Origin of the sequence: Paraburkholderia sp. BR10872, assembly GCF_040965835.1 — a bacterium.
Taxonomy (GTDB): Bacteria; Pseudomonadota; Gammaproteobacteria; order Burkholderiales; family Burkholderiaceae; genus Paraburkholderia; species Paraburkholderia nodosa_A.
This window is the reverse complement of sequence record NZ_JBFRCN010000008.1, coordinates 112,207-138,656: the sequence shown is the minus strand read 5'-3', so window position 1 is coordinate 138,656 and position 26,450 is coordinate 112,207. Positions and strand designations below refer to the sequence as shown.

26 protein-coding genes are annotated in these 26,450 nt (G+C 63.9%); 25 read left to right on the top strand and 1 reads right to left on the bottom strand.

Annotated features, from left to right (window positions below):
- Positions 1–25 precede the first annotated feature (25 nt).
- The 24 genes from AB4Y43_RS09390 (at position 26) to AB4Y43_RS09275 (ending at position 24,430) form a co-directional block, all read left to right on the top strand.
- Positions 26–1,204: an ABC transporter substrate-binding protein gene (locus AB4Y43_RS09390; RefSeq protein ID WP_368727644.1), complete on the top strand. Its 1,179-nt coding sequence runs from the start codon at positions 26–28 to the stop codon at positions 1,202–1,204.
- Between the two features lie 53 nt (positions 1,205–1,257).
- Positions 1,258–2,673: an amidase family protein gene (locus AB4Y43_RS09385; RefSeq protein ID WP_368727643.1), complete on the top strand. Its 1,416-nt coding sequence runs from the start codon at positions 1,258–1,260 to the stop codon at positions 2,671–2,673.
- Positions 2,670–3,215 (top strand): amino acid synthesis family protein, encoded by a 546-nt coding sequence (locus AB4Y43_RS09380; protein ID WP_368727642.1) that lies wholly within the window; start codon positions 2,670–2,672, stop codon positions 3,213–3,215. The genes AB4Y43_RS09385 and AB4Y43_RS09380 overlap by 4 nt, the downstream gene beginning before the upstream one ends.
- A gap of 72 nt (positions 3,216–3,287) precedes the next feature.
- Positions 3,288–4,322, top strand: coding sequence for a porin (locus AB4Y43_RS09375; protein ID WP_368727641.1), 1,035 nt, complete (start codon positions 3,288–3,290; stop codon positions 4,320–4,322).
- Positions 4,323–4,940: 618 nt separating this feature from the next.
- Positions 4,941–5,189, top strand: a complete 249-nt coding sequence (locus AB4Y43_RS09370) for a helix-turn-helix transcriptional regulator (RefSeq protein WP_368727640.1) — start codon at positions 4,941–4,943, stop codon at positions 5,187–5,189.
- Positions 5,186–5,500, top strand: coding sequence for a hypothetical protein (locus tag AB4Y43_RS09365; protein ID WP_368727639.1), 315 nt, complete (start codon positions 5,186–5,188; stop codon positions 5,498–5,500). Before AB4Y43_RS09370 ends, AB4Y43_RS09365 begins: the two co-directional genes overlap by 4 nt.
- 474 nt (positions 5,501–5,974) lie before the next feature.
- The gene (locus AB4Y43_RS09360; RefSeq protein ID WP_368727638.1) at positions 5,975–6,823 is read left to right on the top strand and encodes a ParA family protein; all 849 of its coding nucleotides are present in this window, start codon (positions 5,975–5,977) and stop codon (positions 6,821–6,823) included.
- A complete protein-coding gene (locus tag AB4Y43_RS09355; RefSeq protein ID WP_368727637.1) occupies positions 6,816–7,394 on the top strand; it encodes a hypothetical protein in 579 nt (192 codons plus the stop codon). Before AB4Y43_RS09360 ends, AB4Y43_RS09355 begins: the two co-directional genes overlap by 8 nt.
- Positions 7,391–8,038 carry a lytic transglycosylase domain-containing protein gene (locus tag AB4Y43_RS09350; protein ID WP_368727636.1) on the top strand — a complete coding sequence of 216 codons (648 nt, stop codon included), beginning with the start codon at positions 7,391–7,393 and terminating at the stop codon, positions 8,036–8,038. The genes AB4Y43_RS09355 and AB4Y43_RS09350 overlap by 4 nt, the downstream gene beginning before the upstream one ends.
- A gap of 36 nt (positions 8,039–8,074) precedes the next feature.
- Complete coding sequence (locus AB4Y43_RS09345; protein WP_368727635.1) at positions 8,075–8,416, top strand: TrbC/VirB2 family protein; 342 nt, start codon at positions 8,075–8,077, stop codon at positions 8,414–8,416.
- A 13-nt stretch (positions 8,417–8,429) separates the two neighbouring features.
- Positions 8,430–8,750, top strand: coding sequence for a type IV secretion system protein VirB3 (locus tag AB4Y43_RS09340; protein ID WP_368727634.1), 321 nt, complete (start codon positions 8,430–8,432; stop codon positions 8,748–8,750).
- 1 nt (position 8,751) lies between these two features.
- A complete protein-coding gene (locus AB4Y43_RS09335; RefSeq protein ID WP_368727633.1) occupies positions 8,752–11,223 on the top strand; it encodes a VirB4 family type IV secretion/conjugal transfer ATPase in 2,472 nt (823 codons plus the stop codon).
- Entirely contained in the window at positions 11,220–12,401 is a 1,182-nt protein-coding gene (locus AB4Y43_RS09330) for a type IV secretion system protein (protein ID WP_368727632.1), read from the top strand. Before AB4Y43_RS09335 ends, AB4Y43_RS09330 begins: the two co-directional genes overlap by 4 nt.
- Positions 12,398–13,105 carry a P-type DNA transfer protein VirB5 gene (gene virB5 / locus AB4Y43_RS09325; protein WP_368727631.1) on the top strand — a complete coding sequence of 236 codons (708 nt, stop codon included), beginning with the start codon at positions 12,398–12,400 and terminating at the stop codon, positions 13,103–13,105. Before AB4Y43_RS09330 ends, virB5 begins: the two co-directional genes overlap by 4 nt.
- A gap of 177 nt (positions 13,106–13,282) precedes the next feature.
- Positions 13,283–13,999, top strand: coding sequence for a virB8 family protein (locus tag AB4Y43_RS09320; RefSeq protein WP_368727630.1), 717 nt, complete (start codon positions 13,283–13,285; stop codon positions 13,997–13,999).
- Positions 14,000–14,013: 14 nt separating this feature from the next.
- Positions 14,014–14,832 carry a TrbG/VirB9 family P-type conjugative transfer protein gene (locus AB4Y43_RS09315; protein WP_368727629.1) on the top strand — a complete coding sequence of 273 codons (819 nt, stop codon included), beginning with the start codon at positions 14,014–14,016 and terminating at the stop codon, positions 14,830–14,832.
- The gene (gene virB10 / locus AB4Y43_RS09310; RefSeq protein WP_368727628.1) at positions 14,825–16,051 is read left to right on the top strand and encodes a type IV secretion system protein VirB10; all 1,227 of its coding nucleotides are present in this window, start codon (positions 14,825–14,827) and stop codon (positions 16,049–16,051) included. Before AB4Y43_RS09315 ends, virB10 begins: the two co-directional genes overlap by 8 nt.
- Positions 16,048–17,172, top strand: a complete 1,125-nt coding sequence (gene virB11 / locus AB4Y43_RS09305; protein WP_368727627.1) for a P-type DNA transfer ATPase VirB11 — start codon at positions 16,048–16,050, stop codon at positions 17,170–17,172. The genes virB10 and virB11 overlap by 4 nt, the downstream gene beginning before the upstream one ends.
- A 14-nt stretch (positions 17,173–17,186) precedes the next feature.
- A complete protein-coding gene (locus AB4Y43_RS09300) occupies positions 17,187–17,579 on the top strand; it encodes a hypothetical protein (protein ID WP_368727626.1) in 393 nt (130 codons plus the stop codon).
- The gene (locus tag AB4Y43_RS09295) at positions 17,576–19,357 is read left to right on the top strand and encodes a type IV secretory system conjugative DNA transfer family protein (RefSeq protein WP_368727625.1); all 1,782 of its coding nucleotides are present in this window, start codon (positions 17,576–17,578) and stop codon (positions 19,355–19,357) included. The genes AB4Y43_RS09300 and AB4Y43_RS09295 overlap by 4 nt, the downstream gene beginning before the upstream one ends.
- A complete protein-coding gene (locus AB4Y43_RS09290) occupies positions 19,354–21,228 on the top strand; it encodes a PriCT-2 domain-containing protein (RefSeq protein ID WP_368727624.1) in 1,875 nt (624 codons plus the stop codon). The genes AB4Y43_RS09295 and AB4Y43_RS09290 overlap by 4 nt, the downstream gene beginning before the upstream one ends.
- Before the next feature lie 41 nt (positions 21,229–21,269).
- The gene (locus AB4Y43_RS09285) at positions 21,270–22,847 is read left to right on the top strand and encodes an LPD7 domain-containing protein (protein ID WP_368727623.1); all 1,578 of its coding nucleotides are present in this window, start codon (positions 21,270–21,272) and stop codon (positions 22,845–22,847) included.
- Between the two features lie 10 nt (positions 22,848–22,857).
- Entirely contained in the window at positions 22,858–23,379 is a 522-nt protein-coding gene (locus tag AB4Y43_RS09280) for a plasmid stabilization protein (RefSeq protein ID WP_368727622.1), read from the top strand.
- Between the two features lies 1 nt (position 23,380).
- Positions 23,381–24,430: a relaxase/mobilization nuclease domain-containing protein gene (locus AB4Y43_RS09275; protein WP_368727621.1), complete on the top strand. Its 1,050-nt coding sequence runs from the start codon at positions 23,381–23,383 to the stop codon at positions 24,428–24,430.
- Positions 24,431–24,623: 193 nt separating this feature from the next.
- On the opposite strand, the gene AB4Y43_RS09270 is transcribed toward AB4Y43_RS09275, so the two are convergent.
- Positions 24,624–25,052 (bottom strand): hypothetical protein, encoded by a 429-nt coding sequence (locus tag AB4Y43_RS09270; protein WP_368727620.1) that lies wholly within the window; start codon positions 25,050–25,052, stop codon positions 24,624–24,626.
- 429 nt (positions 25,053–25,481) lie between these two features.
- Here AB4Y43_RS09270 and AB4Y43_RS09265 point away from each other — a divergent pair, with 429 nt between their 5' ends.
- Positions 25,482–25,889, top strand: coding sequence for a hypothetical protein (locus AB4Y43_RS09265; protein WP_368727619.1), 408 nt, complete (start codon positions 25,482–25,484; stop codon positions 25,887–25,889).
- Positions 25,890–26,450: the final 561 nt, after the last annotated feature.

Genomic DNA, 26,450 nt, shown 5'->3' with positions numbered 1-26,450 from the left:
CCAGTGACCTCTAGTGAGAATAAGCATGAACCGTCGTGACTTTTCCCGAAGCGTGCTGCTTGGTGCGGCCGCATCCCTTGCTGCATCAGCCGTCTCTCAGTTCGCACGTGCCGCCGTCCCGCTGAAGATCGGGCTGCTCGCGCCGCTCAGCGGTCCCCTGACGCGCGTGGGACAGACCAACCGCAACTGTGCCGCGCTGGCGGTGGACGAGATCAATGCAGCGGGTGGACTGCTTGGCCAGCCGCTACAGCTGAGCGTCGAAGACACGCAGATGTCCACGGCGGTCACGCTCGAGAAGGCGCGGCAGCTTTTCATGCGTGACAACGTCGCGATGATCACCGGCATGGTGCTGCCATCCGAGCGCGAAGCGGCGCTGCAGGCGGCAAGGGCAGCGCGTAAGCTTATCGTCTATCCGAACTTCGACGAAGGCCGGTGTGACCCGCAACTGCTCACGACCGGCCTGGCAGCGGACCAGCGGATCGAGCCGCTTATAGCCTGGCTCATGCGTGCTGGTGGACAGTCCGTCTGCGCTGTCGTCTCGGACATCGGCAGCAACCGCAAGGTGCTGATTCCGCAGCTGCAGGCGGCAGTGGCCCGTCATGGCGGGAAGTTCATCGACGTCTACTGGCTGCCCTTCGGTACGCGTGACTACGGTGCGATCCTGCAACGGGTCGCCAGCGCCAATCCGCAGATCGTATGGCACAGCATCGGGGATGACCCCGTGACGTTTGTGAAGCAGTACCGGTCGTTTGCGATGAAACCGCAACTGGTCACGGATATCGCGCACGAATCCCTCTCGATTGCAACAACCGGTGCATCGACCGGAACGATCGGCGTGTCGTCGTACTTCATGAGCATCGGTAATCCGGAAAACCAGGCGTTCCTCACGCGCTATACGGCGCGCTACGCTGATGCGCGCGATCCGCGGCTGGGCCGCTATGCCGCGGTGCTGCCGCATGGCGAGAACACGTATGCGGGTATTCGTCTGTTCGCCGAGGCCGTCAGGTCAGCGGGAAGTGTGGTTGCCGATCGCGTCAGGGCCGCGTTGCCTGCCGTCTCCGTTGCCCTGCCGCGTGGCCAGACCGGCGTGAGCCACGACGGAGGTCACGTGCTCTGCCAGACAAGGATTGGCCAGGCGCTTGCCGATAACGACTTTTCCATCCTGCAATCCACCGGCCCGGTAACGCCGGTGTGTGAAGGATAGGCATGGCTCCAGAACCTGAGATAAGGCACGTATCAATAGATAAGGACTGCGTAATGAATGAAATTTTCATGTTGAGCGCGAGTCAGCTGACTGCCGGGTTTCGGCAGCGCGCGCTCTCGCCCGTTGAGGTCATGTGCGCGGTGCTCGACCGGGTCACGAAGCTCGATCCGGTTGTCAACGCGATCTGCGCCCTCGACGAGGACGGGGCGATGTCGGCCGCCGGCGAGGCGGAACGCCGATGGATGCGTGGCGAGCCGTGTGGTCCGCTTGATGGCGTACCGGTATCGGTCAAGGATCTTGTTGCCGTAGCAGGTCTTCCGACACGACATGGATCATGGACGGCTTCGCCGGAGCGCGAAAACGCCGATGCGCCGGCCGTGGCACGGCTGCGGCGTGCGGGCGCCATACCGTATGGCAAGACAACGACGTCCGAGTTCGGCAACAAGATCGTCACCGATTGTCCGTTGACAGGTGCAACGCGCAATCCCTGGGATACACGGCGCTCGCCGGGAGGCAGCAGCGGCGGATCGGCGGTCGCGGTTGCGTTGGGCATGGGGCCGCTCTCGCTCGCGACCGATGGCGGCGGGTCCATCCGGATTCCGGCCTGCTGGAGCGGTGTGGTCGGATTCAAGCCCACGTTCGGGCTCGTTCCCGCTGGTTCGGCAACGTCATGGACGGCTCTCTCCACGTTGGGGCCGATGGCACGGAGCGTACGCGACGCAGCGCTGATGCTCGATGCGATGACGCATGAGCGTATGGGCGGAAGTTCCGTGAGGGGAGCCTGGCGCGGATACGCCGGCACACTCGACGACAGCATCGCGGGGCTAAGCATTGCCTACTGCGCTGCCCCCGCCGGCACGTCGGTGGTGTCAGACATTGCGGATTGTGTCGAGAGGGAAGCCAGGATATTTCCGACACTCGGTGCGAGGCTGGTCGAGACTGAAGTCGCACCGCTAGCGGACTTCTACCAGGACGGCCGCATGCATTCGATCCAGTGGTCCGTGTTTTTCGCACAGCGTGTGCGGCACATGGAAGAGGCAGACCGGCCACTGCTGGATCCCGACCTGAGGGCATTGGCGGAAGCAGGCGCACAGGTGGACACCGCGACGCTCGCCGACGCGCTGTTTGCCCGTCACGCGCTCACGACGGCCATGGCGGCGTTCTTCGAGCATTACGACCTGCTGCTCACACCGACGTTTCATTGCGGACCACCACCGGTTACCGGGCTGCAGGCCAATCTGCGTCAGGCACCCGTCCTGACGGCGTGGTGCAACCAGGCCGGACTGCCCGCGATATCCGTACCTTGCGGATTCGCCGGAGATCTGCCTGTCGGCCTGCAGATCATCGGACCCCGGGGAAGCGATGCGCTGGTGCTGCGGGCAGCGCGCGCTTACGAGCTGGCAAGGGGCAATTTTCCGGCACCAGCAGGGGAGCTGCAGCTTCCTGGTGACATGGGGATCGCGGCATGAACGTCCAGATTACGCGGATCGTGATTCATCTTCTTGAGCGGTGCGCGGAGCTCGGCACAGCTGTGACCCCACCGCATCGTCAGATCATCGCCGCTGCCGTGCTGAAGCCGGCCGACCTGGAGGTCGCTGGTGAGCTCAAGGCTTTGTATGCGACAGGCGCTGAACTCGGCCAGATGCTTACCGGGCGCGCGCTGCTTGCGCTCGGTTGTGCGGGGGAAGATATCCAGGGTTACGGGAAGGCTGCGCTCGCGGGCACAGGCGTGCCGCTCGAGTGGGGGGCAGCGCTCCTGCACCCGCGACTCGGCAGGGCGGTGCGCGACTGCCTGCCCGGTGCGTCCTCGATCATGCCGTCCGTCACGAAACGCGGGCCGGCGGGTGCGTGCATCGACGTTCCCCTGCACAGCGTCACAGACATGTGGAGCTTCGACCACTTCGACACGATATCGCTCTGTGTACCCGACTCGCCAGCGCCGGATGAACTGCTGGTCGCCGTTGCGCTGGCCGAGCGCGGAAGGCCGCTCGCGCGTGTCAGGCCGGGGTGACGCGCGACGAGACAACGTGCCATCAGGCACGTGAGTACGAGAAGAACATTCACAAACGACGAAGGAGAAATCATGTGCAGGGTGGTGCGGGGAAGATGTAGCAGGGGTGTCGCGGTGCTCTCGTTGTGCCTGGCTGTTGGCATGGCGCACGCCCAGTCGTCAGTGTCGCTCTACGGGCTGGCCGATGCCTTTGCCGGGGTGGTGCGTACACCTGGCTCGGCGGGCAATGCGTGGGAGGTAGGTTCCGGCGGACTGTCGACCTCGTATTGGGGCATGTCGGGGAGCGAGGATCTGGGTGGTGGCATGAAGGCGATTTTCACGCTCGAGAGTTTTTACCGGATCAACAGTGGCCAGTCCGGCGCGTTCAACGGGCAGTCATTTTTCGGGCGCAGGGCGTTTGTTGGTTTGAGCGGGCAATTCGGCCAGTTGACGCTCGGGCGCAATGATTCCCTGCTGTTTGTTTCCACGCTGCTGTTCAACCCGTTCGGCAACTCGTTCGTCTTCTCACCCATGGTGGTCCACACGTTTCTGGGGTCCGCAATGGGTGCTGCGTCGGTGCAAAGCGATACGGCGATCGACGACTCGATCGTCTACGAGACGCCAGAGGTTGGCGGTCTGACGGGAAGTCTGCAATACAGCAATGCGGGTATCGCGGGCCACACAGGGCAGGCGAACTACAGCGCGAACGTGCTCTACTTCGCGGGGCCATTTTCCGCGACAGCGGCAGTTCAGAGTCTTCACACGGCGTCGCTTTTCCTGAACGGTGCGACAGAACAGACGGCGTGGCTCGTCGGAGCCGCGTATCGCCTGCTGGCAGTGAAGCTCTATTTCCAGTACGAACGGGTGACGAACAACAATGAGCTCACCGACGATACTGTCCAGGTGGGGGCGAGCGCACAGGTTGGCACAGGTAGTGTGCTGGCCTCCTGGACCGGTACGCTGCGACGGCCTCAGCCTGGCAACGATGTCCGCTGGTCGACCGTGGTGTTGGGATACGACTATCCGCTTTCGAAACGCACGGACGTCTATGCGGCGTGGCGGTACGACACCATGACCAGCGTGTCGTCAGGCAACAGCCTGGGCGTGGGTATCCGGACGAGGTTCTAACCGGCCTGAACCAGCGGGGGAGGGGCGGAGGAACCAGCCTGCTGGAGGGTGAGGCACCGGTGACGACATCGGACCCACGTCGTGCAGCAAGCACGTCGGAAGCCAGGGTGCAAGGCCGCGGGACGTCACTGGCAACTTCCTTCGATGACCACTGAGTCAACTCAGACGAACTCGCTTCAACGGCAACAGGCGGGTTCCACGACCGATGTGCCCAATGCTTCAAGCCTGTTTGGATCGTGTATGCGCCTACAGCGCAAGGCCCCATCGTCACGTTCAACGGGTCGCAGCACGGGCAGGGCACGACGCTGCACTCACGCTACGCTTTCGCCATTCGGCTGAAGACAGCATGACTGTCTCTCCTCCTTGACGCAACGGGTATTTCCCTGGCGCACCAGACAGTACGTCTGGTGTTGACCATTCTAGGCTCCGCGTCGCGAGGTTGACCGCGACCATCTCCGCCATCGATAGCTTATACGCTTTGCTTCGTGCAAACGTCGTTCGACCTGTCCGACGGGACCTTCCCGTCGATAAGACGGGCTTGGCGATCGGATCCAGGCGCTGCTTGAATGTCCCCATGTGCCGGCAACACCAGGCCGGCATCTTTTCTGGGGGAACGTCATGTCATCTGGGAACAGCGACACGCGCAGGGTCCTGCGCCGCCGGCAGGTCGAAGAGAGAACAGGGCTGTCGCGCTCAACGATTTACCGTCGCATGCAGGCGGGAACATTTCCACTCGCCATACCACTGGGCGGTCGGCTGGTGGGATGGCGCGCGGCCGATATTCAACAGTTTCTGGAGAATCCTGCGCGTTACCGGGCACCTGCGCCTGCGCCAGCGCGTGACGACGGCGTGGGAGAGGCGCCATGAGTCGAGACTTCGCGTGCGCACCACTACACCAGCGGCTGGAGAATTGGGGCAATGCATCGCGTGGGACCCACGATCCGGTCGATGCGGCGAGGATCGCGAAGGCATGGCAGGGACTGCATCCGCGGCATCGCGACATGCTACGCATGGTGTATGTCTGGCATGCCAACCGCGAGATTGTCTGCCGTCGACTGCGCATTCCTCGTCGCCCCGCACAACGGTTCGAACTGGAACTGGCGGCCGCACGCGCGGCACTCGCGCGCGCTCTGGCGACAGGGGACCAGGACCGTGCCGGCTGGCACCCGCCGGGATAGTGCAGGACGGTGTGCCGGAGCCGACAGTTCGATCCGTCCCGGCGCGCGGCGTCCGAGGCTCAGCCCCCACCGACGCTGCCCCTCGGTGAGTACCGGCTCGGCGGGGGCGGCACCACAAAACTTTTTTGGGAACACGTGGGAACACCTGGGAACACGTGGGTAAAGGGAAGGGCGGCACGGCGCGTTAAGCCCCTTGCATTGCGCTGCGCACCCGCCTAAATTGAAGCCAACAATCTGATCCGGTCAACGTGCCCTGCACGACCGAGTACGCGTTAGCGGCCCCGCAGTTCGATGTCTGTGTGACGACGTGGTGTGCCGAGACGCGTTCGCAAAAAGCCTGCATCTGCAGGCTTTTCTGCTTTCTGGCGCTGAAGCAATGATCCCCCGTTGATCCCGCGGTCAGCCTCCCCGGCGCCGCGGGATCTTTTTTTTCGCAGGCTCATCGACCGTGGGTGCGGCTGAGGACGATGAACCATGAAATCGCTTCTGATCATTTCGGCAAATGGCAATTCGGACAGGACGATGCTGACCTGCCTGCTTGCCCGTCACCTGCTTCGCGTCACCCACCGGCGGTTGCTGATACTGGACCTTGCCGGGCCGCCGCGCTGCGCACAGATGCTCGCCAGCACGCAGCACGATGCGATTGAGTCCCGCAACCGGGTGCGGGACCTGAGTGGACGTGCCTGGCATGCGGCCGGTGGCCGCGTTTGCGTGCTCAATGCGGACGCCGTCGAAGGTCTGCTGTCGAGCAATGACCCCGGCCGCACGCGCTATTACGCCAACCTTCGTCACCTGCTGTCCAGGGCGGCCCCGCGGTTCGATGTCTGCCTGATCGACGCACCCGCACTGCCCGATTTGCGTGCGGTCTGCGCAGAGGCACTGGTAGATGCGGTGCTGAGCCCGATCCCGGTGTCGCCCGAATGTATCGACTGCGCCTTCGAGCTCATCAACGGCACCTACGGGATCCGTAACGTCCGGGCTCGGCTGAACCCCGCGCTTCACTTTCTAGGGCTGCTGCCAATTGTCGACGCCCCTGTGTCGATGGGAGAAGCGTGGGCGAAGGTGATGGAAACGACGCTGCGTGAATGGTTGATCGCGGACAGCGCGTTTTCATGCGGATACGCCTGGCTGCCTCGCCTGACAGCTGTCGGGCACATTGGACAACGCTTGGTACCGCGCGCCCGGGCAGCCGCTCACGATGTTCCGGTAGCCGCAGCGTCGCAGACGGTAGGCGCCTGTCTGGATGTGCTCACTCGCCGTCTCGATAAAGTTGGTAACGATGCGGTGCTGACCCTTCGCCACGCGCAGGTTTGCGATGCATGACGCTGCCGTCGGAATGGATTGTGCCATCGCACGTCGCGGACTACTGCGGGCGTTGTACCGCTGGTCAATTGTACTCACCGCGTTCGTCAATGCCTCAATCCTTGCGCCCGGCCCGGCCCGTGCTGACGACTGGGGTTGCCAGGTCATCCTGTGCCTCTCCAATCCAGGTGGTCCCGAGCAGTATGGGAAATGCGTCCCGCCGATCGAGAGACTGTGGGCAGCCCTGCGCGACGGCGATCCGTTTCCGACCTGCGACTTCGGAGCGGGTGGGTCCCGGGGAACGTCGGCGGTAAACGTCATTGCAAGCGCCGGTTACTGCCGTGAGGACCTGCTGTACTGGGGCGGCCCTGAGCAGAGCGAGCTGCTGTGCAATGCGCGCGGCGCGATCAATGTCGAGATCGACGGCGCGCTGTACACGCGGGTGTGGTGGGACGCGAGAGGCGCAGATCGCACGATCACCGAGTTTTACGGAGCTGGCAGCACACAGCTGTCATACGACCCGACCCAGGCAGCGCGCCGGTTCCTCGAGCGCGAGTATGAAAGCGCGGGCGGTCAGGGAGGTGGCGAATGATTCAGCTCGCGGCATTCCTGGTCCTGACGCAACAGTGCACGCCGGCCGTGGCGCCCGCCACGATGGCAGCCATTGTGCGGGTCGAGTCGGGCTTCAACCCGTACGCGATCGGGGTGGTACACGGGCGCCTCGAACGGCAACCCGCGAACCTCGATGAGGCTGTTGCGACGACACGCGCACTGGAGGCCGGCGGGTGGAATTACAGTGCAGGCCTCGCACAGGTAAACCGCACGAACTGGGTCCGGTTCGGCTTGACGCCCGATACGGTCTTTGATCCGTGCCGCAACCTTGCCGCCGGCGCGGCCATCCTCCTGGGCTGCTTCGAGCGGGCGCGACAGTCACGCGAACGGGCGCAGGACGCATTGCGCGCCGGATTGTCGTGCTACGCGAGCGGCGACTTTTTCACGGGTTTTCGTACGGGCTATGTGCAGCGGGTCGTCGCCCAGGTCGGGCGCCGGGAGCCGGTGGTTCCAGCAATCGCCGCCGACGTCCCACCCATTCGTGCCATTCCGACCAGTCCACAGGGCCCACGTTACAGCCCATCGCGCGTCCCCGATGCAATGCCTTTGCCGACGGAACACGGACGCAATCGCCAGACCGATGAGCCAGGCGGCATGACGCAGGATAGCGCGGTCGTTTTCTGACCCGGGCCAGACCGGCATGTGTGAGAGGAGTAATTCATGAAATCAGGACAGCGAACTGAATGGAAATCGAATCCGTCGGGCGCGGGAGCGTCCCGGTCGGCGCGAGCGTTGCTGCGCGGGCTTGCAGTCGTGCCCCTGCTCTCACTGACCGTGACGCCAGCATACGCCCAGCTCTCGCAGGTCAACACACTCCTGACGACGATCCAGACGACGTTGCTTGGCGTGGGCGCGGTGGTGTGTTCGATCTCGATCATCTGGGCAGGCTTCAAGATGATGTTCCAGCACGCCCGCTTTGGCGATGTCGCCAGCGTGTTCATCGGTGGCCTGTTCGTGGGCTGTGCCACGGTGATCGCGGCGATGCTGATCCCGTCGAGCTGATCCGGAGGCACACATGGACCAGTTCAGGGATCCCGTCTTCAAGGGCTGCACGCGACCCGCGATGCTCTGGGGCGTGCCGCTCGTGCCGATCCTGATGGCAGGTGGCAGCATCCTGATTCCTGCCATCTGGGCGCTGCTCGCAAGCCCGCCGGTCGGCGTCGGCATTGTGCTGCTCCTCGTTCCGGTCTTCGTGACGATGCGTTCGGTTACGCGGCACGACGATCAGCGGCTTGCGCAGTGCGTGCTGTGCGTTCGCATGAGGTTTCGCCAGCGTAACCGTCGCTTCTGGGGCGCGCACGCCTACGTGCCGGTTCGCATCAAGAGGAGGGGCTGACATGGTAGCCCAGCCTCAACTCATCGATGTGGCCGGGCGCGAGGTCGTGCTCGCGGATTTCGTGCCGTTTTCATCACACGTCGACGAGCATGTGGTCCGCACGCGCGAGGGCGACTATCTGCGCGTGTGGAAGATCGCCGGCATTGCCTTCGAGGCAGCCGATCCGCGCGACATCCTGGTCCGTCACGAAGGGTTCAACCAGCTCGTGCGCAGCCTGCCGGGGGGCCACGTGGGGCTCTGGTCGCACCGGATTCGCCGGCGCGTGACTGACCACTTCGCCACGCCGTACGGCAACCAGTTCTGTCAGGAACTCGCCACGCGCTATTACGCGAGCTTTGCTGGCTACCGGATGATGGCCAACGCGCTGTACCTGACTGTCGTGTACCGGCCGCATCGCACGCGCCTGGGGCGTTTTTTCAGCCAGGCGGTGCGGCGCACGCCCGACGATATCTGGCGCGACGAGCACGAGGCGCTGAAGGTGATGGCCGGGATCGCCGCGCAGGTCGAATCGGGCCTCAAGCCTTGGGATCCGGTGGCACTTGGCATCTACAGGATGCAGGTCCGCTACACGCAGCGCCCCATGCGCTTTTCGGCGGCGCTGGAGTTTCTGGGTTACCTCGTCAATGCCGCCTGGGAGCCGGTGCCGATCCCCGCGGGCCGCATTGCGGAGGCACTGGCGACGTCGCGGCTTTTCTTTCGCACCGAGAAGGTGGAGATCCGCATGCCGGGCGCGACCCGTTATGCGGCGCTGCTCGATCTGAAGGACTACCCGGAGGAAACGGAGCCAGGGATGCTCGATGGGCTGCTGTATGGCGACTTCGAGTACATCGAGACCCAGAGCTTCACGATCCTCGATCGTCCCACGGCGAAGGAAGCGCTCGAGCGCCAGCGCAACCAGCTGATTGCGGGCGAGGATGTGGCGGTGTCGCAGGTCCAGGCGATGGACTGCGCACTGGATGACCTGATCAATGGCGACTTCGTGCTCGGTGAATATCACTATTCGCTGGCCGTGCTCGGCGACCGGCCGGACGAGGTGGCGCGGCATGTGGCAAAGGCGCGCACGCAGCTCGCTGACGCGGGTTTTCAGAGCGCACTCGTCGATCTGGTGGCAGATGCTGCGTGGTTTGCGCAGCAGCCGGGCAACTGGCGCTACCGGCCCCGTGAGGCGAAGCTCACGTCGCGCAATTTCTGCGGACTCGCGAGTCTGCATAACTTCGCGACGGGCAAGCGCGATGGCAATCCGTGGGGCGAGGCGATCACGATCGTCAAGACGCCGAGCGGACAGCCGCTCTATCTGAACTTCCACGCGACGCCGGAAAAGAAGGATTCTGGAGACGAAAAGGCGCTCGCCAACACCCAGATTATCGGACAGGCCGGCGCGGGCAAGACGGTCCTCGAGCTGTTCCTGCTCGCCATGGCGATGAAGTATGGCGTCACGGGCATCGTCTACGACAAGGACCGCGGTACCGAGATTGGCGTCCGGGCGATGGGTGGACGGTACACGGTGTTTCGCCGGGGCGTCCCGACGGGACTCAATCCATTCCAGCTCGATCCGGACGAGGCGGTGCTGGACTTCTGGGAACGGCTCGTGCGTCGGCTCGTCGATAGTGGTGCGCCGCTTTCGGCCAGGGACGAGCTCGACATTTCGCGTGCCGTGCGCGAGGTGGCCCGCATGGCGCGGCCTCTGCGGCGTCTGTCGATGATACGGCAGCTGATGCCCGTCGTGGGCGAGAACAGCCTGCACGCACGACTCACCAAATGGTGTGCGGGCGGGCGGCTCGGCTGGGTGCTGGACAATCCGTCGGACCTGCTGGATTTCAGCCATCACCAGTTGTTCGGTTTCGACGATACCGAGCTGCTGGATGATCCTGAGGTGTCCACACCGGTGACGATGTACCTGCTGCACCTGACCGAAGGCCTGATCGATGGGCGGCGTTTCATCTATGTGATGACCGAGTTCTGGAAGCGCCTGGGCGATCCGGTATTCACTGACTTTGCGAACAACAAGCAGAAAACGATCCGCAAGCAGAACGGTCTGGGCATCTTTGACACGCAGTCGCCGGCGGACGTCCTGCGCAGCCCTATCGCACGGGCCCTCATCGAGCAGACCGCGACGTTCTTCTTCCTGCCGAATCCGCGCGCGGACTACGACGACTATGTGCATGGCTTCAAGCTGACTGAGGCGGAGTTCAATATCGTGCGCTCCCTCGGAGAAAACAGCCGCCTGTTTCTCGTCAAGCAGGGACACCGCTCCGCTATCGGCCGGCTGGATCTTGCAGGGCTCGGCGACGTACTCGACGTACTGTCCGGGACGACCGACAACGTCGAGTTGCTCGACAGTATCCGTGCCGAGGTCGGCGACGAACCGGCTGACTGGCTTCCAGTGTTCCACGAGCGGCTGAGAAAGCGGCGTGCGACCGGCGTCGCGCGTAACCCACTGACCTCGCGTGTATCAGGAAGAGGTGCGCGATGAGCGGCCTTTTCACTGCGGTCGGCGGCACGCTGGAGAACGGCATGTCGATGTATGTCACGAGCGTGTCCTCGACGCTCTCCAGTGCTCTGGTGCCCGTTGTCACGACGGCGCTCACGGTCTGGATCATCGCGTACGGGTTTGCGGTGGTGCGTGGCGAGGCCCACGAGTCGGTACCTGCCTTTGCGTGGCGCGCGATGAAGGTGGCCATCATGCTTTCCTTCGCACTCGGAGCGGGCATCTACCAGTCACAGGTGGTGACCGCCGTCGAGGGCGCCACGACGGGCCTCGCGCAGACGATCCAGACCGCGGCTGCGAATGCGGGAGCAGGCAACGCCGGCTGCGGGACGGTGAGCGTCAGCGCGGTGGCAGCTACGAGCGCGTCCGCCATTTACCAGACCCTCGACTGCTATGACCGGCAGATCGACATCGTGATGGATGCGTACTTCGACAAGGCGACACACGAAGGCTTGAGTGTCAGCGGCTTCGTTGCAGGCATCGGTGATCTGGTTGGTGGCGTCATCGTGGGGCTGGGCGGGGCCATTTTCCTGCTGGTCCTCGCGTTCGAGGTCACGATGGCGAGAATGCTGCTGGACCTGGTGCTCGGATTGGGGCCCGTCTTCATCGCCTGTGGCGCGTTCGGGCCAACGGCACGCTTTTTCGAGGCGTGGACCGCCAAGGTAACGAACTATGCGCTGCTGCAAATCCTCATTGCGGCCTTTCTTGGCATGGCACTGACGGCGTTTTCGGCCGACCTCGCGCCGTTCAACGTCACCACTTCATCGCCGGACGCGAACGCATCGGCCCTTTCGGCGGCGGGTCAGGCGGTGCTCACCGCCGTTGCGCCGTGGGGTGCTGCCTTCGGTCTGCTCATCACGTCACTGTTCCTGGCCATGATCGGCTGGCAGTTGCCAGCCGTCGCCTCGGGGCTCGCCGGGGGCGCCACGCTGTCTGGATTCGGTGCCTTCGTTGCGGGATTTGCGTCGCGCGGCGCCGTCAGCGGTCTGGGGGCACTCGCGAGGCTCGGGCACGGTCCGCGTCGGCCCGGCGGCCGGATTGACAACGCAGGGGATGCCGGCAGCGGGAAGGCGGACAGCGGTGCCGGCCAGATTCCTGCGTACCAGCGCGCGGCGCGCGAGCACGTGGGCGACCAGGATAACACTGGAGGATCATCGTCATGATCAGGTCAATCATCGATACCTGTATTGCTCTTGCCGCGGTGGCGTCGGTCGTCCTTTCGATGCCGCCGGCTCACGCCCAGGGCATCCCCGTCTACGACGCGCAAAACGTCGTGCAGGCCATTGCCACCGTCGGGCAACTGAAGGAGGAGGTACAGCAGGAGCTTCAACTGTATCAGTCGCTCAGTGGCACGCGTGGATTTGGGGCGCTCATGAGCAATCCGGTCCTGTCCAATTCTCTGCCGTCGAACTGGCAGACCGTCTATGCGGCGATCCAGAACGGCGGATATGCGGGCCTCACGGGCAGTGCACAGACGCTGCGTTCGGCAAGCGAAATCTACAACTGCGAGGACCAGAGCGGCATTGACCAGCAGGTCTGCCAGCGTGCGCTGAACAAGCCGTTCCAGGACAAGGCATTCGGCACCCACGCATACCAGACCGAGCTCCGGGAACTCGACCAGATCCAGGGCCTGATGCAGCAGATCGATGTGACGCAGGACCAGAAGGGTATCTCGGAGCTGCAGGCGCGTATCCAGATCGAGAGCACGGCGGTCGGCAACGAGATGACGAAACTGCAGCTCTTCCGAATGCTGGCCGATTCGGAGGACCGGCTGACCGCGGAACAGCAGCAGGAGCTCGTGCTTAAGCGCGCCGGCAATACCGCACGGCTGCAGGACCAGATGGTGCCTGCGAGCTTTGGCAACTGAGTTCGGCAAGTGAGGGGATAGACATGATCCGGGCCGTCGCGGTGATCGCTTTTGTTCAGTTAGCTATACTGATTAATGGGTGTTCGGACAGTCCACCCAAACCTGTCATGCCGGATGGCTCTTACCGTGTTCCGGTGAACCGTGTTGCACCCGTCTCACCATCGGATGGAGGCGGTCATGAGCAGTGACCACGATTATCGGCGGGCGCTCGATTTCGAGGTGTCGCTCACGCACCTGCAGGAGCGCTCGGAGCGCCACGCATGGTACGTGGCCGCGGCTTGCGTGGTGGTGGCAATACTGTGTGCGGCCGCGCTGGCCGTGATGGTCCCGTTCTACCGTGTCGTGCCGTTGCCGATCGAGGTCGACCGTCTGACCGGTGAGGCACAGGTGATCGACGTGCTCGACGCAAAGCAGGTGCATATGCGCGAGGTCGAGGACAAGCACTGGGTTGAAGTGTATGTGCGCTCGCGCGAGCGTTACGACTGGGGTCTGCTGCAGATGGATTATGACCGCGTGCTCGACATGAGCGACGACCGGGTTGCGCGGGACTACCGCGCGATCTACGGCGGACCGGACGCTCTGGACCGGCGGCTCGGAGCAAACACACAGCGCCGAGTCCGCATCCTCTCGACCACGCTCGTGCCGGATGAACCGGGGCACGCCGTCGTGCATATCGAGCAGACGACGTGGAAGAACGGCATCGAAAACGCGGAGCCGCATCAGCGCTTCGTCATCACGCTGGCCTTTACCTATCGGCCCTCGGTCTTCACGCGGGAGCGCACGGCGATCGAAAACCCGTTTGGCTTCAAGGTGACGGCATACAGCCGGGACCCTGAACTCACCCCTGCGGCGTCGTCGCCCGCTTCACAGTCGGTCGAGGGAGGTGCGCGATGAGACGGAGCAACGTCATGAGAACCATAGCGCTGGCGACAGCACTGGCGGCGGTCAGCGGAGGAGCGCGCTCCTACGACGTGCCCGGCTGGTCGGGCGACTCGCGGGTGCGGCAGGTCGTGTACCGGCAGGACGAGGTGGTGCGGGTCATCGCGCAGCGCGGCTTTGCCACGCACATCGCGCTCGATCCGGTCGAGCATATTCTCGTCGTGGCCCCCGGCGACCGGGATGGATGGCAGGTGGTCGCCAATCGCGGCGACCACGATGTTTACCTCAAGCCGCAGTCTGCCGCGCACAACACAAACCTCGAAATCCGCACCGACAGGCGCAGCTATAGCTTCGACCTCGTCGTGCTTCCGCTTAAGGCCCGGTTCGGCAACGGCGAGGAGATGTACCGCATCACGTTCGTTTATCCCGACGCGGAGGCAGCAAAGACGAAGGCCGCTGATGGCGCTGCTCTCGTGCGTGCGCGCCTGGATCGGCCGCCAGTGGTGCGCAACACCGCTTACTCGATGGAGGTGATGCCGCATTCGGAGGATATTGCGCCGACCGCAGCGTGGGATGACGGGCGCTTCACCTATATCCGCATTCCCAATAACCGGCGTATTCCCGCGATCTTTCGCGTGGCCGACAACGACAGCGAGAGCGTCGTTGACCGGCATATGGAGGACGATGTCATCGTCGTGCATGAGGTGGCCCGGCGGTTCGTGCTGCGCCTCGGTGACGAGGTGGTTGGCCTGTGGAACGACGGGTTCGACGTCGACGGCGTACCGCCTGCGGATGGCACGACGGTAACAGGTGTGAAGCGCATCCTGCGGAGCGACGGCCATGATTGAGGAAACGCCGCGCAATGTGATTGCGCCCGGGGCGCCCGGGGGTGTGTACGAGGGCGACCCTGCAAGAGTATCAGAACCCGTAAACGGTGACCCTGGGAGACAGCCCGACGATCGCGGCATGCCCGAACTCGGGCAGCAGGGTGGCCGTCGCCGGGCCTGGTGGTTCGCGCCGCTGCTGGTGGTCGCTGTCGTGATCGGTGGAGTGGTCTGGACGATCCACGGATTTATCGAGCGGCGCGATGCGGCCGGCAAGGCGAGACGCGATGCCGTGCAGGACCAGCCGCTCCAGGGGCGTGTGTTCGGCGATAGGCCCACCGCGGCGTCATCGGCGACTGCCGTGGCAAGCGGACCGGTCGCCGCAGGCACGGCAGCATCGGCGCCCGTGGCGGTGGCCACACGCCCGATGCCGGCGCATACGGTAGCGGTACGCAGCTACTACGATGCGCCGCTGCTCGCGACAGTCGGTAACGGCACTGCGAATAGCGAGCCAGATACGGCTGCATCAATATCCGCAGCTTCTTCCGGCAAGCAGCCGAACGTGTCGGTTGCACCCGGCAGCCAGTCACAGGGTAGCAGCCCGCTTGCCCAGGTGCTCACGCCGACTGTGACGCCAAAGGTGCGCGCGGGGTTTCTGGGCAACCGCAGCCTGACACTCGCAGAAGGCGCCAAGATCGACTGCGTTGGAGATACAGCCTTTGATTCGACCCAGGCAGGTATCTCGACCTGCACGGTGACGAAGAACGTCTATTCGGATGACGGCCATGTCGTGCTGATCGAACGCGGTTCGCAGATCAACAGCGAATACCGCTCGAACCTCGCGCCCGGCCAGAAGCGGGTGTTCATCCTGTCGGCGCGCATCAAGACGCCCAAAGGCGTGACGGTCGAGATCGATTCGCCGGCCGCGGATGCACTCGGACGCATGGGCGTGGGCGGGTACGTGAACAACCACTGGGGCGAGCGCATCGGTGCCGCCATGCTGCTCGGCGTGACGCAGGATGCGATCGGTTATCTCGCCACACGCGGCGGCAACACCAACGGTTCGGTGGTGTTCGAGAACACGCAGCAGCAGGGCAATGACATGGCCACGCGCGTGCTGGACAGCACGATCAACATCCCGCCCACGCTGTCGCAGAACCAGGGAGCCGAGTTCACGATTGTCGTCGCGCGGGATCTGGACTTCAGTCCGGTCTATGCACTCGAGCCGGAGGGCGCACGATGAGCACCCCGGCTCATGCTCTCGGCGCCCCGGTCACGGCAGATACTCCACTGCCGAGGCTGGCAGAGGACGCGTCGGTGCGCGAGCTGATGCGGCCGTTCGAAGGACTTCTCGATGATCCCGCGGTCACGGAACTGGTGATCAACCGTCCGCAACGCGCGCTGACGGAGACGCATCTCGGATGGCACGCGCATGACTGCGCGGAGCTCGACTTCGAGCGCCTGATGTCGTTCGCGGTCGCGATTGCCACCCTCACGAACCAGGAAGTCTCGGCGCTGCATCCGGTGCTCTCCGCGCTGCTGCCGGGTGATGCGCGCATCCAGATCGTGATCCCGCCGGTGGTGCCTCCACGTACCGTGTCGGTGACGATCCGCCGCCCGTCCTCGCGCGAGAAGACGCTCGATGCGTACGAAAGCGAGGGCCTGTTCGCCCAGACAACGTGGCGCCGTGCGGCCGGACTCGACGAGGCAATGCCTGCGTTGCGTCACCTCGATCGCGAACTCGTCAGGTACCTCGAAGCACGCGACTTTCCGGCGTTCTTCCAGTTGGCGGTGCGCGGCCGGCTGAACCTCGCAATCGTGGGCAACACGGGTTCGGGCAAGACGAGTTTCATGAAGGCGCTGTGCCGGTACATCCCGGATACCGAGCGCATCGTGACGATCGAGGATGTGCGCGAGCTCTTCATCCGTCACATCGAGAACTGCGTTCACCTGATCTACAGCAAGGGTGGTCACGCTCAGGCGCGCGTGATGCCTGCGGACCTGATCGCCAGCACGATGCGTATGCGGCCCGATCGCGTTCTGCTCGCAGAACTTCGGGGCAGCGAGGCGTACGACTTCCTGAAGTTACTGACCACGGGTCACTCGGGTTCCATCACGAGCTATCACGCGTCGTGTGCAGCGGTGGCCATCGACCGGTTCGCGCTGATGGCGAAGGAACATCCGGAAGCTGCGACCTGGAATGACGCGGCACTGCGCCGGCTGCTCTTCATGACCATCGATGGCGTGGCGCACATGGAAGCCACGGCGCTTTTCGATGGGTCAGGCGTGCAGACCGGCCGGCGCTGGTCGATGACGGAAGTCTGGTTCGACCCGCTGCGTCGCCATGAGGCGGATTCCCGGTGAAAGGAGGGCAAGCCATGGACATCGGAAAGGCAACCGGAACGGCACAGTCAGCCAGCGTGTATAACACAGTGTGCGCGCTGTTGACGCTGGCGATTGTGGCCGCCTCTGCGGGTGGTCTGGTCCTCGCCCAATGGCTCGCATCGTTTTTCTTCGTCGCGAGCCAGCATCTCAATCCGCTTCATGCCGGGTTTCATGTCTGGGTCGATGCAGCGCTGGCATGGTACGACGGACGTTTGCCAAAGGAAGGGCGGCGACTCGCCGGTGCGGCGCTGTTTGGCCTCGTGCTCGCGTTTGGCGCGCCGGCGCTTGGCGTGTACACGCTGCTGGATCGTTCCGGCCGTCGGCGTCTCTACGGCAGCGCGCGGTTCGCCAACGAGGCGGACATCCGCCGCGCAGGGCTGCTATGAGCACGACAGCGATTTCAGGCGCGTATAACGGCCCGCCGCTGGTCGTGGGTGTGTGGCGCGGCCGCTACCTGCGGTTCACGGGCCAGCAGTTCGTGCTGCTCGCGGCACCGGCACGTTCGGGCAAGGGCGTCGGTATCGTGGTGCCCAACCTGCTGAGCTATCCGGATTCGGTGGTCGTGCTCGACATCAAACAGGAAAACTTCAACCTCACGGCGGGCTTCCGGCGCGCGCATGGCCACAAGGTCTATCTGTTCAATCCGTTTGCCGAGAACGGGCGTACGCACCGGTATAACCCACTGTCGGCGATCTCGGACGGCGTATTGCGTGTCGGCGATATTCTCGCAATCGGATACGCGCTGTATCCGGTCGGCGGTCACGATGACTTCTGGAAGGACCAGGCGCGCAACCTCTTTCTCGGCATCGTATTGCTGTTGTGCGAGTGGCACGATGCGCGCCGTGTCGGCAACACCGATGTGCCTGATTATCCGGTGACGATGGGAGAAGTGCTTCGGCAGTCGTCGGGCAACGGCATGCCCGTCAAAGCATACCTGCAGCAGGCGCTGCTGCAGAACCGACGGCTGCTCAGTGGCGCATGTGTTGACGCGCTGAACCGCTTTCTCGCGAACGACGACAAGGTTGTTGCGAGCATCCTCGCGACGTTCAATGCGCCGCTGACCATCTGGGCCAATCCGATCGTCGATGCCGCGACGAGCACGAATGACTTCGACCTGCGCGACGTGCGCAGGCAGCGCATGTCGGTCTATATCGGCATCACGCCGGACCACCTGACCGAGGCTGCATTGCTCGTCAACCTCGTGTTCTCGCAACTCGTCAACCTGAACACGCGGCAGTTGCCCCAGGACAACCCCGAGCTGAAGGTGCAGTGCCTGCTGCTGATGGATGAATTCACGTCAGTGGGCAAGATTCATATCATTGCCCGCGCAGTCGCCTACATGGCGGGATACAACCTGCGGCTGCTCTCGATCGTGCAGTCGGTGTCGCAGCTCGAGTCGGTCTATGGTCGGGCGGACGCGAGGACCTTCATTACGAATCACGCGATGCAGATCATCTACGCGCCACGTGAGCAGAAGGATGCGAACGAATACTCGGAGATGCTCGGCACCTTCACGGACCGCTCGCGCAGTGTGAGCCGCTCGAACGCGATTTTCGCCGCTCGGGGCGGCTCGAGCGAGAGCTTCTCCGAACAACGCCGTCCGCTGCTGCTGCCGCAGGAACTGAAGGAACTCGGGCGCGAGAAGGAAATCATCCTGCTCGAAAACACGAAGCCAATCCTGGCTGAGCGGATCTGTTACTGGCGGGACCCGGTCTTTACCTCCCGACTGCGCGCGGCGCTGGCGATTCCGGCCATGGACCTCGTGCGTTTCGTGGCCCAGGTCGAACGCCGCGTAAGGGACGTGCAGCCGGACGACCTGGATGAAGCCGGCGTGATGCGCCTGCCACCGGAGTATCTGGAAGTGCTCCAGGCCTGGGATCCGCGCGATTTGCCATGCCATCTCAACGATGTGAGCGACGACGAGGCGGCCGCCTATGCCGAGCGACACTTCATGCTACTCGGGGTACCGGCTGCGCGTGTTGCCGTGGCAGCGCGCCGGCTATCGCCGTCTGATCTCGACGTGGCCGAATTGCGCCCCAATGATGGGGCGCCCAGGCGCAGGTCTGCGCGTACCGAGGGCGCACCTCGCACCCAGCGCGGGCGAACGGCATCGCGCGCTGGCGACGGATCGAATGTCGGCCCGCTTCACGGAGAACCCCGATGAACGCCCGGTACGTGAGTGAGGAGGAGCGTGCGCGCGCGGCGCTGGCGACGATTCCTGCCGAAGACTACAGCACTTGGGTGGACATGGCGTTCGCGCTCAAGCAGGGATTCGGCGAGGCGGGCTTCGACATCTGGGACGCGTGGAGCCGTACCGCCCACAACTATAGTGAGCGCGCGGCGCGGGTGACGTGGCGCTCGGCTGGCGAAACGGGCGGCAAGACGCTCGCGTCGCTCTTCTGGCTCGCGCAGCAGCATGGCTTCGATGTCAGGGCGTCGCGTGCCGCGATGGACCCGGCGGACCGACCGCGCGTGTCTGCAGCCCACCCGCCAGTTGACCCGTCACGACTCGATGCCCGTGTGCGCACGCGACAGGCGGCGGTCGCGCGGGAAGCGCTCGCCATCTGGAATTGGGCGAGGCCGGTGGCTCCCGGCCATCCCTATCTTGAACGCAAGCAGGTCAGGGCGATCCCCACGCTGCGCGAACTCGAAGCCGAGGAGTTGCACGCGTTGCTCGGTTATGAACCGCGTTGTGCCGAAGTCGCGCTCTCGGGGCGTGTGCTGGTGGTACCGGTCCGCATCGGCGAGACGCTATCGACACTGGAACTGATCGATGCCGAAGGACGCAAGTCCGCGCTGGCGGGCGGTGCGAAGTCAGGCGGCTACTGGGTGGCAGAACCGGGTCAGTTTCGCGACGGTGCGCTCACGCCCATCCTGATCGCTGAAGGGGTGGCAACGGCATTGGCGGTGTGGCAGGCGACCGGCTGGTTCAGCGTGGCTGCCCTGTCAAGCGGCAACCTGCGGCCAGTGGCGGCGATGTGGCGCGGTCTGCACCCGGAAGCGGAGATTGCTGTGCTGGCCGATCTTGGTGCCGGGTATGAGCACGCGAGGCAGGCTGCGGCTGGTACATCGTCGCTGCTGGCGGAGCCGCGCTTTGCGCCGGGGGGCCGCATTGATAACGGGATCCCGACTGACTTCGATGACATGGCAGTGCTGTCGGGATCCCGAGCCGTTGGTGAGCTTTTACGGGAGTCGATCTACGGGGCGATGAGGCGGGATGTCGTGGATGCGGAAGGCGACGGAAAGATAGTAGCTATGGACGCATCGGTCGATGCACAGAAGGAGGGTGAAATGGGCAACGTGAAGGAGAAACTCGTGGGTGACGCGGAGGCACCGGGCCGGCGTCGTATCTCGCACCGGAGTTCCTGCAGTCTGGACGCATCGGAGCCGGCACCGCAGGGAAGCCCGGCACCAGCAGTCCGTCAGGAGCAGCCACAGCCGCCGGAGCAGGATCGGCGTGAGGACGAATCGCAGAAGGCCGACATACCACCGACGCGTGAAGCAGAGGTACCGGCGCGCCGTCAGGCTGGCGAGCCGCTGTACGGACTTGACGAGGTGCCGGGCGAGATCAAGGCCCTGGCCCAGCATCGCTTCGGCGCGCAGATCCGCATGGCGACGCCTCGCGAGAACGGCGGTCCGTATCGTGGCGAGGTGTTCAACACCGAGCACTTCCTGATCCAGGAGGTGTCCACGCGCAGCGTGGTGTTCCACGAGAAGGCGAACATGGAGTTCGTCTCGGACCGGCTGCGGTGGATGGACGAGAACCAGCGGCTCAACGGCGCTGAGGTCCAGATCGGTTACGACGGCAATCGCGGGAAGGTGTATCCGTGGGACCGTGTGCGCGATCAGCTCGAGCGCACGGTTGCGTCGCTCAAGAAGTCGGCACGCGAGGTGGGTTTCGGCAACGAACTCGACGCGACACTCGACCAGTTGCGGGGCGCGTCGTGGACGCGTGTCAGGGAAGCCCGGGCGGCCGCTCTCGCGCAGTCGAAGGAGCGCACCGGCCGTGAGGAGGGCGAAGGGCCGCAACGCTGATCGCGACCGATGCTGTGTCAGCCAGCGACCAGAAGGAGTCCATGATGGATGAAACCGCAACCCCTACTACTCCTGCCGGCACGTCAGCGGACGATCCGGTTATCAACGTGATCGAGCCGGTCCCGCCGCCTCTACCGGATCCGCCGGGCGGCTCCGCAGGCGCAGATCGTTTCGACCAGACGGCGGCCGACACACTGGCCGCTCGCCGCCGTCGCGAATTCGATGCAGTGCGGGCACGGCTGCGCGACGAGGCCATTCAGGCCACCCAGGCGCAAGCGTCGCAGCAGGCTGCGGCACAGCAACCCGCATGGCAGCAGGCGACGCCCAAGGGCAGCGACGAGGCTGCCACCATGCGGTGGCTGCCTCTTGGCAATCCGCCGGAGATAGTGCGAACGCGGTACCTGCGGGCCGGTAACCAGTATTTCCTGAAGGATACGCCGCATCAGCTTGCGTTCGAGGATATCGGCCCGTACCTGGTGACGGAACATAACCGCCCCGATGTCGTCGAGTCGATGGTGGAAATGGTTCGCGCCAAGTCTTGGAGGCGCGTGCGGGTGTCGGGCCATCAGCAGTTCCGGCGGGAAGTGTGGGTCCAGGCAATGCTGCTGGGCATCGAAGTGACGGGGTACGAGCCGAAGGCCGTCGACCTGGCCCGCCTGGCCGAAGGCCGTCGCGGCCGGATGACGAACCGCGTCGAAGTGACGGAAACGACTGCAGCGGCGCGGGCTCCTGCGGACGTCACGAAGGCATCCGCGACGGCGCGTCGCTCTGCGCAATCTTTGACGGTGCAAACAGGGAAGCCCGACGCTTCCCGGCAGCCGGAGATGGCTTCGGCGCCGCCGCTGTCTGCGCCGCCGCTGCCACCAGCTCCCGCCTCTGAACCGGCGCCACGCGTTGCAGAGTCCGAGAACGAGGAGCGGCAGCGCTACGCCGGCAAGCTGGTTGAGCACGGCGGCGCACCGTACCAGCACAATCCCGCACGCAGTGACTCGTATTACGTCGTCTATCGTGATGCGGGCGGTGCGGATCACGTCGTGTGGGGTGTGGATCTCGCAAGGGCTGTTGCGGAGTCCGGCGCGCTTGCCGGACAGCAGGTCACGCTCCAAAATCTTCGCCGGCACCTTGTGTCGGTGGCGGTGCCCGTTATCGATGAGAGGGGAAACGTGACGGGTGAAGCGGAGAAGGAGGTCTATCGCAATACCTGGCAGGTCGACGTAGTGGGGCAGGAGCGCACGCACTCTCGCCCCGGGGCGGTCGGGGAAAAGGGTGAGCCCGGAGGGGCTAAGGCTGCGGAGCCGGCAGCATCGGAACCCGTACACGCCGCGCGCAGGCGTGAGCCTCCGCGCGCTTCCCCTGATGAGCGCGCCGTGCAGATGGCGGTGCTGACTGCCGCGATGCGGCAGCATGGCCTAAGCGAGCGATCCATCGCGCGGGTGCAGCAGCATGCGCAACGGCTACTGGAGGCCTTCGTGGCCGAGGGCGTCACCGTGCCACCGCCGCGCGTGTTCGAACCGCAGGCGCCTTCCACACGAAACCGTCGCCCCCGTGCGGTGGCGGAGCGCGTTGCGGCCCGCGAGGTTGAACGTGGCCGGGAAGAACCCGCGCCTCCGTCCCTTTAGGAGTGCGTATATGACCACGCGGGCGCGACTGTGTGTGGATCTGGGGCCGGCGAAGCCACGCTGGGAGGCGTGGTGCGCTCTTCATGGCGTCACGGCGGCCGATGGCGTCCGGCTACTGGTCCACGATCTGCTGAGCCAGGACGAGTCGCAAGGCAGGGCGACCAGTCATGAACAACACCATCCTGTGGTCAGCGGGCATCGCGAACGCATCGAAATCCGGCTCACGCAGGAGGAACTCGAAGCGGCCAGTCAGCGTGCGTTGTCGGCTGGGCTGAACGTCAATCGCTGGGTGGTTGCCATGGTCCGCGCGCAGCTCGTGCATGAGCCGCAACTGGGCGAGCGCGAGATGCTGCTGCTTGCGGATTCGAACCAGCAACTGGCCACCCTCGTGACGCTGCTCGGCCGGTTGCAGGCGCACGGTGATGCACATGACGCGGTGCGCGTGTTCGAGGGAGCCCGTACCGTGATTGATACGCACCTGCGTTCAGTCACGCAGGTGCTACGCGCCAATCTCGATCGCTGGAGCCGATAACATGTCGTTCCCAAAGACCTACGTCGACCAGATGCTGCTGAACTGGGGCGATCGGCTCTTTCATGATCCGCTACGGCATGTGCGAGCGCCGCGTATGTCGCGCGGTGAGCTCGGGCGGGAAGTGCGACGCGTGCGCGAGCAGATTGCACGCACGCTCAGGCGGACCCCTGAGGTGATGGTAAAGATCACGAACAAGGCGTCGGGCGCACAGGGCATGGGCGCGGTGCGCCGTCATCTGCGCTACATCTCGCGCAACGGGAAGGTGGAACTCGAGGACCAGGACGGGTTGACCGTATTGGGTCGTGAGGCGCTGCACGACCTGACAGACGCATGGCACCTGGGTGGCTGGGGTATTCCGGAGGAAAGCCGCAGGCGCGAGGTGTTCAACGTGTTGCTGTCTATGCCACCAGGCACCGACCGGCAGGCCGTGCGCAATGCCGCGCGCGCATTCGCGGCTGCGGAATTCGGCGACGGCAGACGGTACGTCTTTGCTGCGCACGACGACGAAGCGCACCCGCACGTGCATTTGAGCGTACAGGTACGCGGGCCGGACGGCAGGCGGCTCAACCCACGCAAACAGGACCTGCAACGCTGGCGCGAACGGTTTGCGGGACAGCTGCGCGAGCTCGGGGTTGAGGCTAATGCCACGCTGCGCAGCGCCCGCGGTGAAACGCGACGCTATCCAAAGCAGGCGGTCGTGCAAATGACGGCGCGCGGAGAAACACCGCGTCACTGGCGACGGGAGCTGGACGAGCCGACCCGCCTTGCCTTGTGGCATGCCCACGCCGGGACGCTCCAATTATGGCGAGGTGTTGCTCACGCGATGGCCGGCTCACAAAGCTCTGATGATCGGAGCCTGGCGGAAGTGGTCACCGACTTCGTGCAGACGATGCCGGTACAGCAAGACTCGCCCGGCCCCGGGCTTACTGACTGGACGGAAGGGGGGCGTCATCGTAGCTCGATGCGTGAGCGTGGGTTCCATCGCACTGAACGCAGTGATCCCCAACGGGAACTGTTTCCAGACGATCCGGATGCCCGCGTGGAGCGGTGAGCAGAGCAGATATGAATGGCGATGCCGATCCATTCCGTGGGCAGGTGGTAAGCGGCGGCGCGCGGACGTGTTCGTTCCGCGGTTTCCTCCTCATACCTGCTGTGTGAAACACGAAAGATCCTGTGGGACTGTTCTAACTTCGAACTGCAGACGAGAGCGATAGAACGAGAACGGGAACACGCGTCAGTCGGTTTCAGGAATCGATGAACCACGCAGGTCCAGCCTTGTACGATGCGATGACCGTGACCACCATCGCGACTGCAAGGAGCGGAAAGCTGCAGACCGCCAACGGAAAGAACACGGAAAGCTGAAGAGCTGACCCTCCGATGCCGTAAAGCGGATCGGTATTGCGGATGTTCTCGTAGAGTAACCATCCTGTTGCCACGAGTCCAAGGGCAATGAGAATGAGCCCATCGGACCGGGGCGTGTGGTGGAGCGTTGCGCTAGCCCAAAAGTAAAGCCCCCACCAGATCAGATTGATTGCGATCGCCGTTATCCAGAAACTTCGAATCGTGAAAAACGAATGGCCGAAGCGACGCCGGCAATACCTGTTGAATAGCTGGATACCCTTCGCTATGGCGATTACAGTCCCTGCGATCAGCGCAAGTTTCAGCCAACCCATGATTTGCTCCTTTGACCATGGAGTGCGACGTCAACTCACTCCCATCAGGACATGAGTGGCGAACAGGAGTCACATTCCGTCTGTCGAATATAGACGCTTGACTGACGAATGCAATATTCCGGTTCAAACTGAAATAGTCACCTGCGTTTTCTGGTAGCGGTTGCCGGCCGACAACTTTGTTTCCTGTTTCAACGTAGCGATTTGAGGGGCTGGCTTTTCATTATTTAGAGAGGATTGCGATAGATCGCCCAAGCGAGGGATCAGTGAGAGACTTTGGTCCAACATAGCCGCCGACCCGCATATCAAGCGCCACGTGTGCGGTGACTGGGGCGTGGTGCCGGCTGAGGACGCAAGGGCGAACTGTTGCGCGCGAGTCATCACCGAAGCCGATCGCAGGTGACGACGTTTATTTTTTCCAGAGGAATGCTGATGGAAGCCTTTCCCGTATCGCATGCCGTGGCCTGCAAGGACCTGATCTGCCGACCGCGGCGTGACTTCCCGCGACGGTTGCCGTCTGTGCCCATTGCCGCGTCCGGCGAGCCCGACGACGCGAAGTCCAGCGCTGAATTGCTGATGAAACTTGCCGAGGCGGCCGAGGCTGCACTTCAGATTATGCGCGGTGGGTTTTCGTCAATCGGGTTACCTCAGGCCGGCACGACGCAGCAGATCACAGACGGTGCCGTCGGTGGAACTCAGGCGGCAGGGTTAGGCCGGCTACTTGCTGAACTGGGAGAAATGCTGCTTATGTTCACCACCTGTCGACGCTGTTCCGCTGTTTACGTGGTCAGAGTGAGAAGTAGTCGCGGCCGACACACAGCAGGAGCGCGCGGCACATGAGACTCATGACCCGTTCCCGGAGCGCATGCTATTCGATCGGTTCCAGGGGGGACTCAAAAAATCTCGCTATCTCTTGCCTGCCGGCTCTCCTGAACTTCTGTTTGTATTCGAGCGCTCAGATGGAACTTTGCAGTGCCGAGGCTCGGATGACTTTTGGCGTGGTGACGGCCGGACAGTCTGTGGGATGCCACCAGAATATGCAAATACTACGGGAGCAGGGTGACCGACCCGTACCATTATAAGAAGAACACTTATCCTTAGAGACGCGTACGCATCGGCATTTTCAAGATTCCGAAAGCACGATCGACGACTGGATACGCTTCCCTTCGGGGGCAGCTATCAATCGAGCAAAGCCGAAGAGAGCTAAGATCGCGCCGCCGATATTCGACGGTACGGAGGGCGCGGCAGCGTTCAAGGACCGTAGCAGGCAATTCTCAGACACCCGAGACCCCGTGCATCATCGCTTGCCAAAATGCATGCCTTTCGGACGCCCCACCTTCGTCCGAAATGCAGTACAGTGACTCAGGCAGCAAGCGCGCAAGCTGTGATCATTCACAGGGA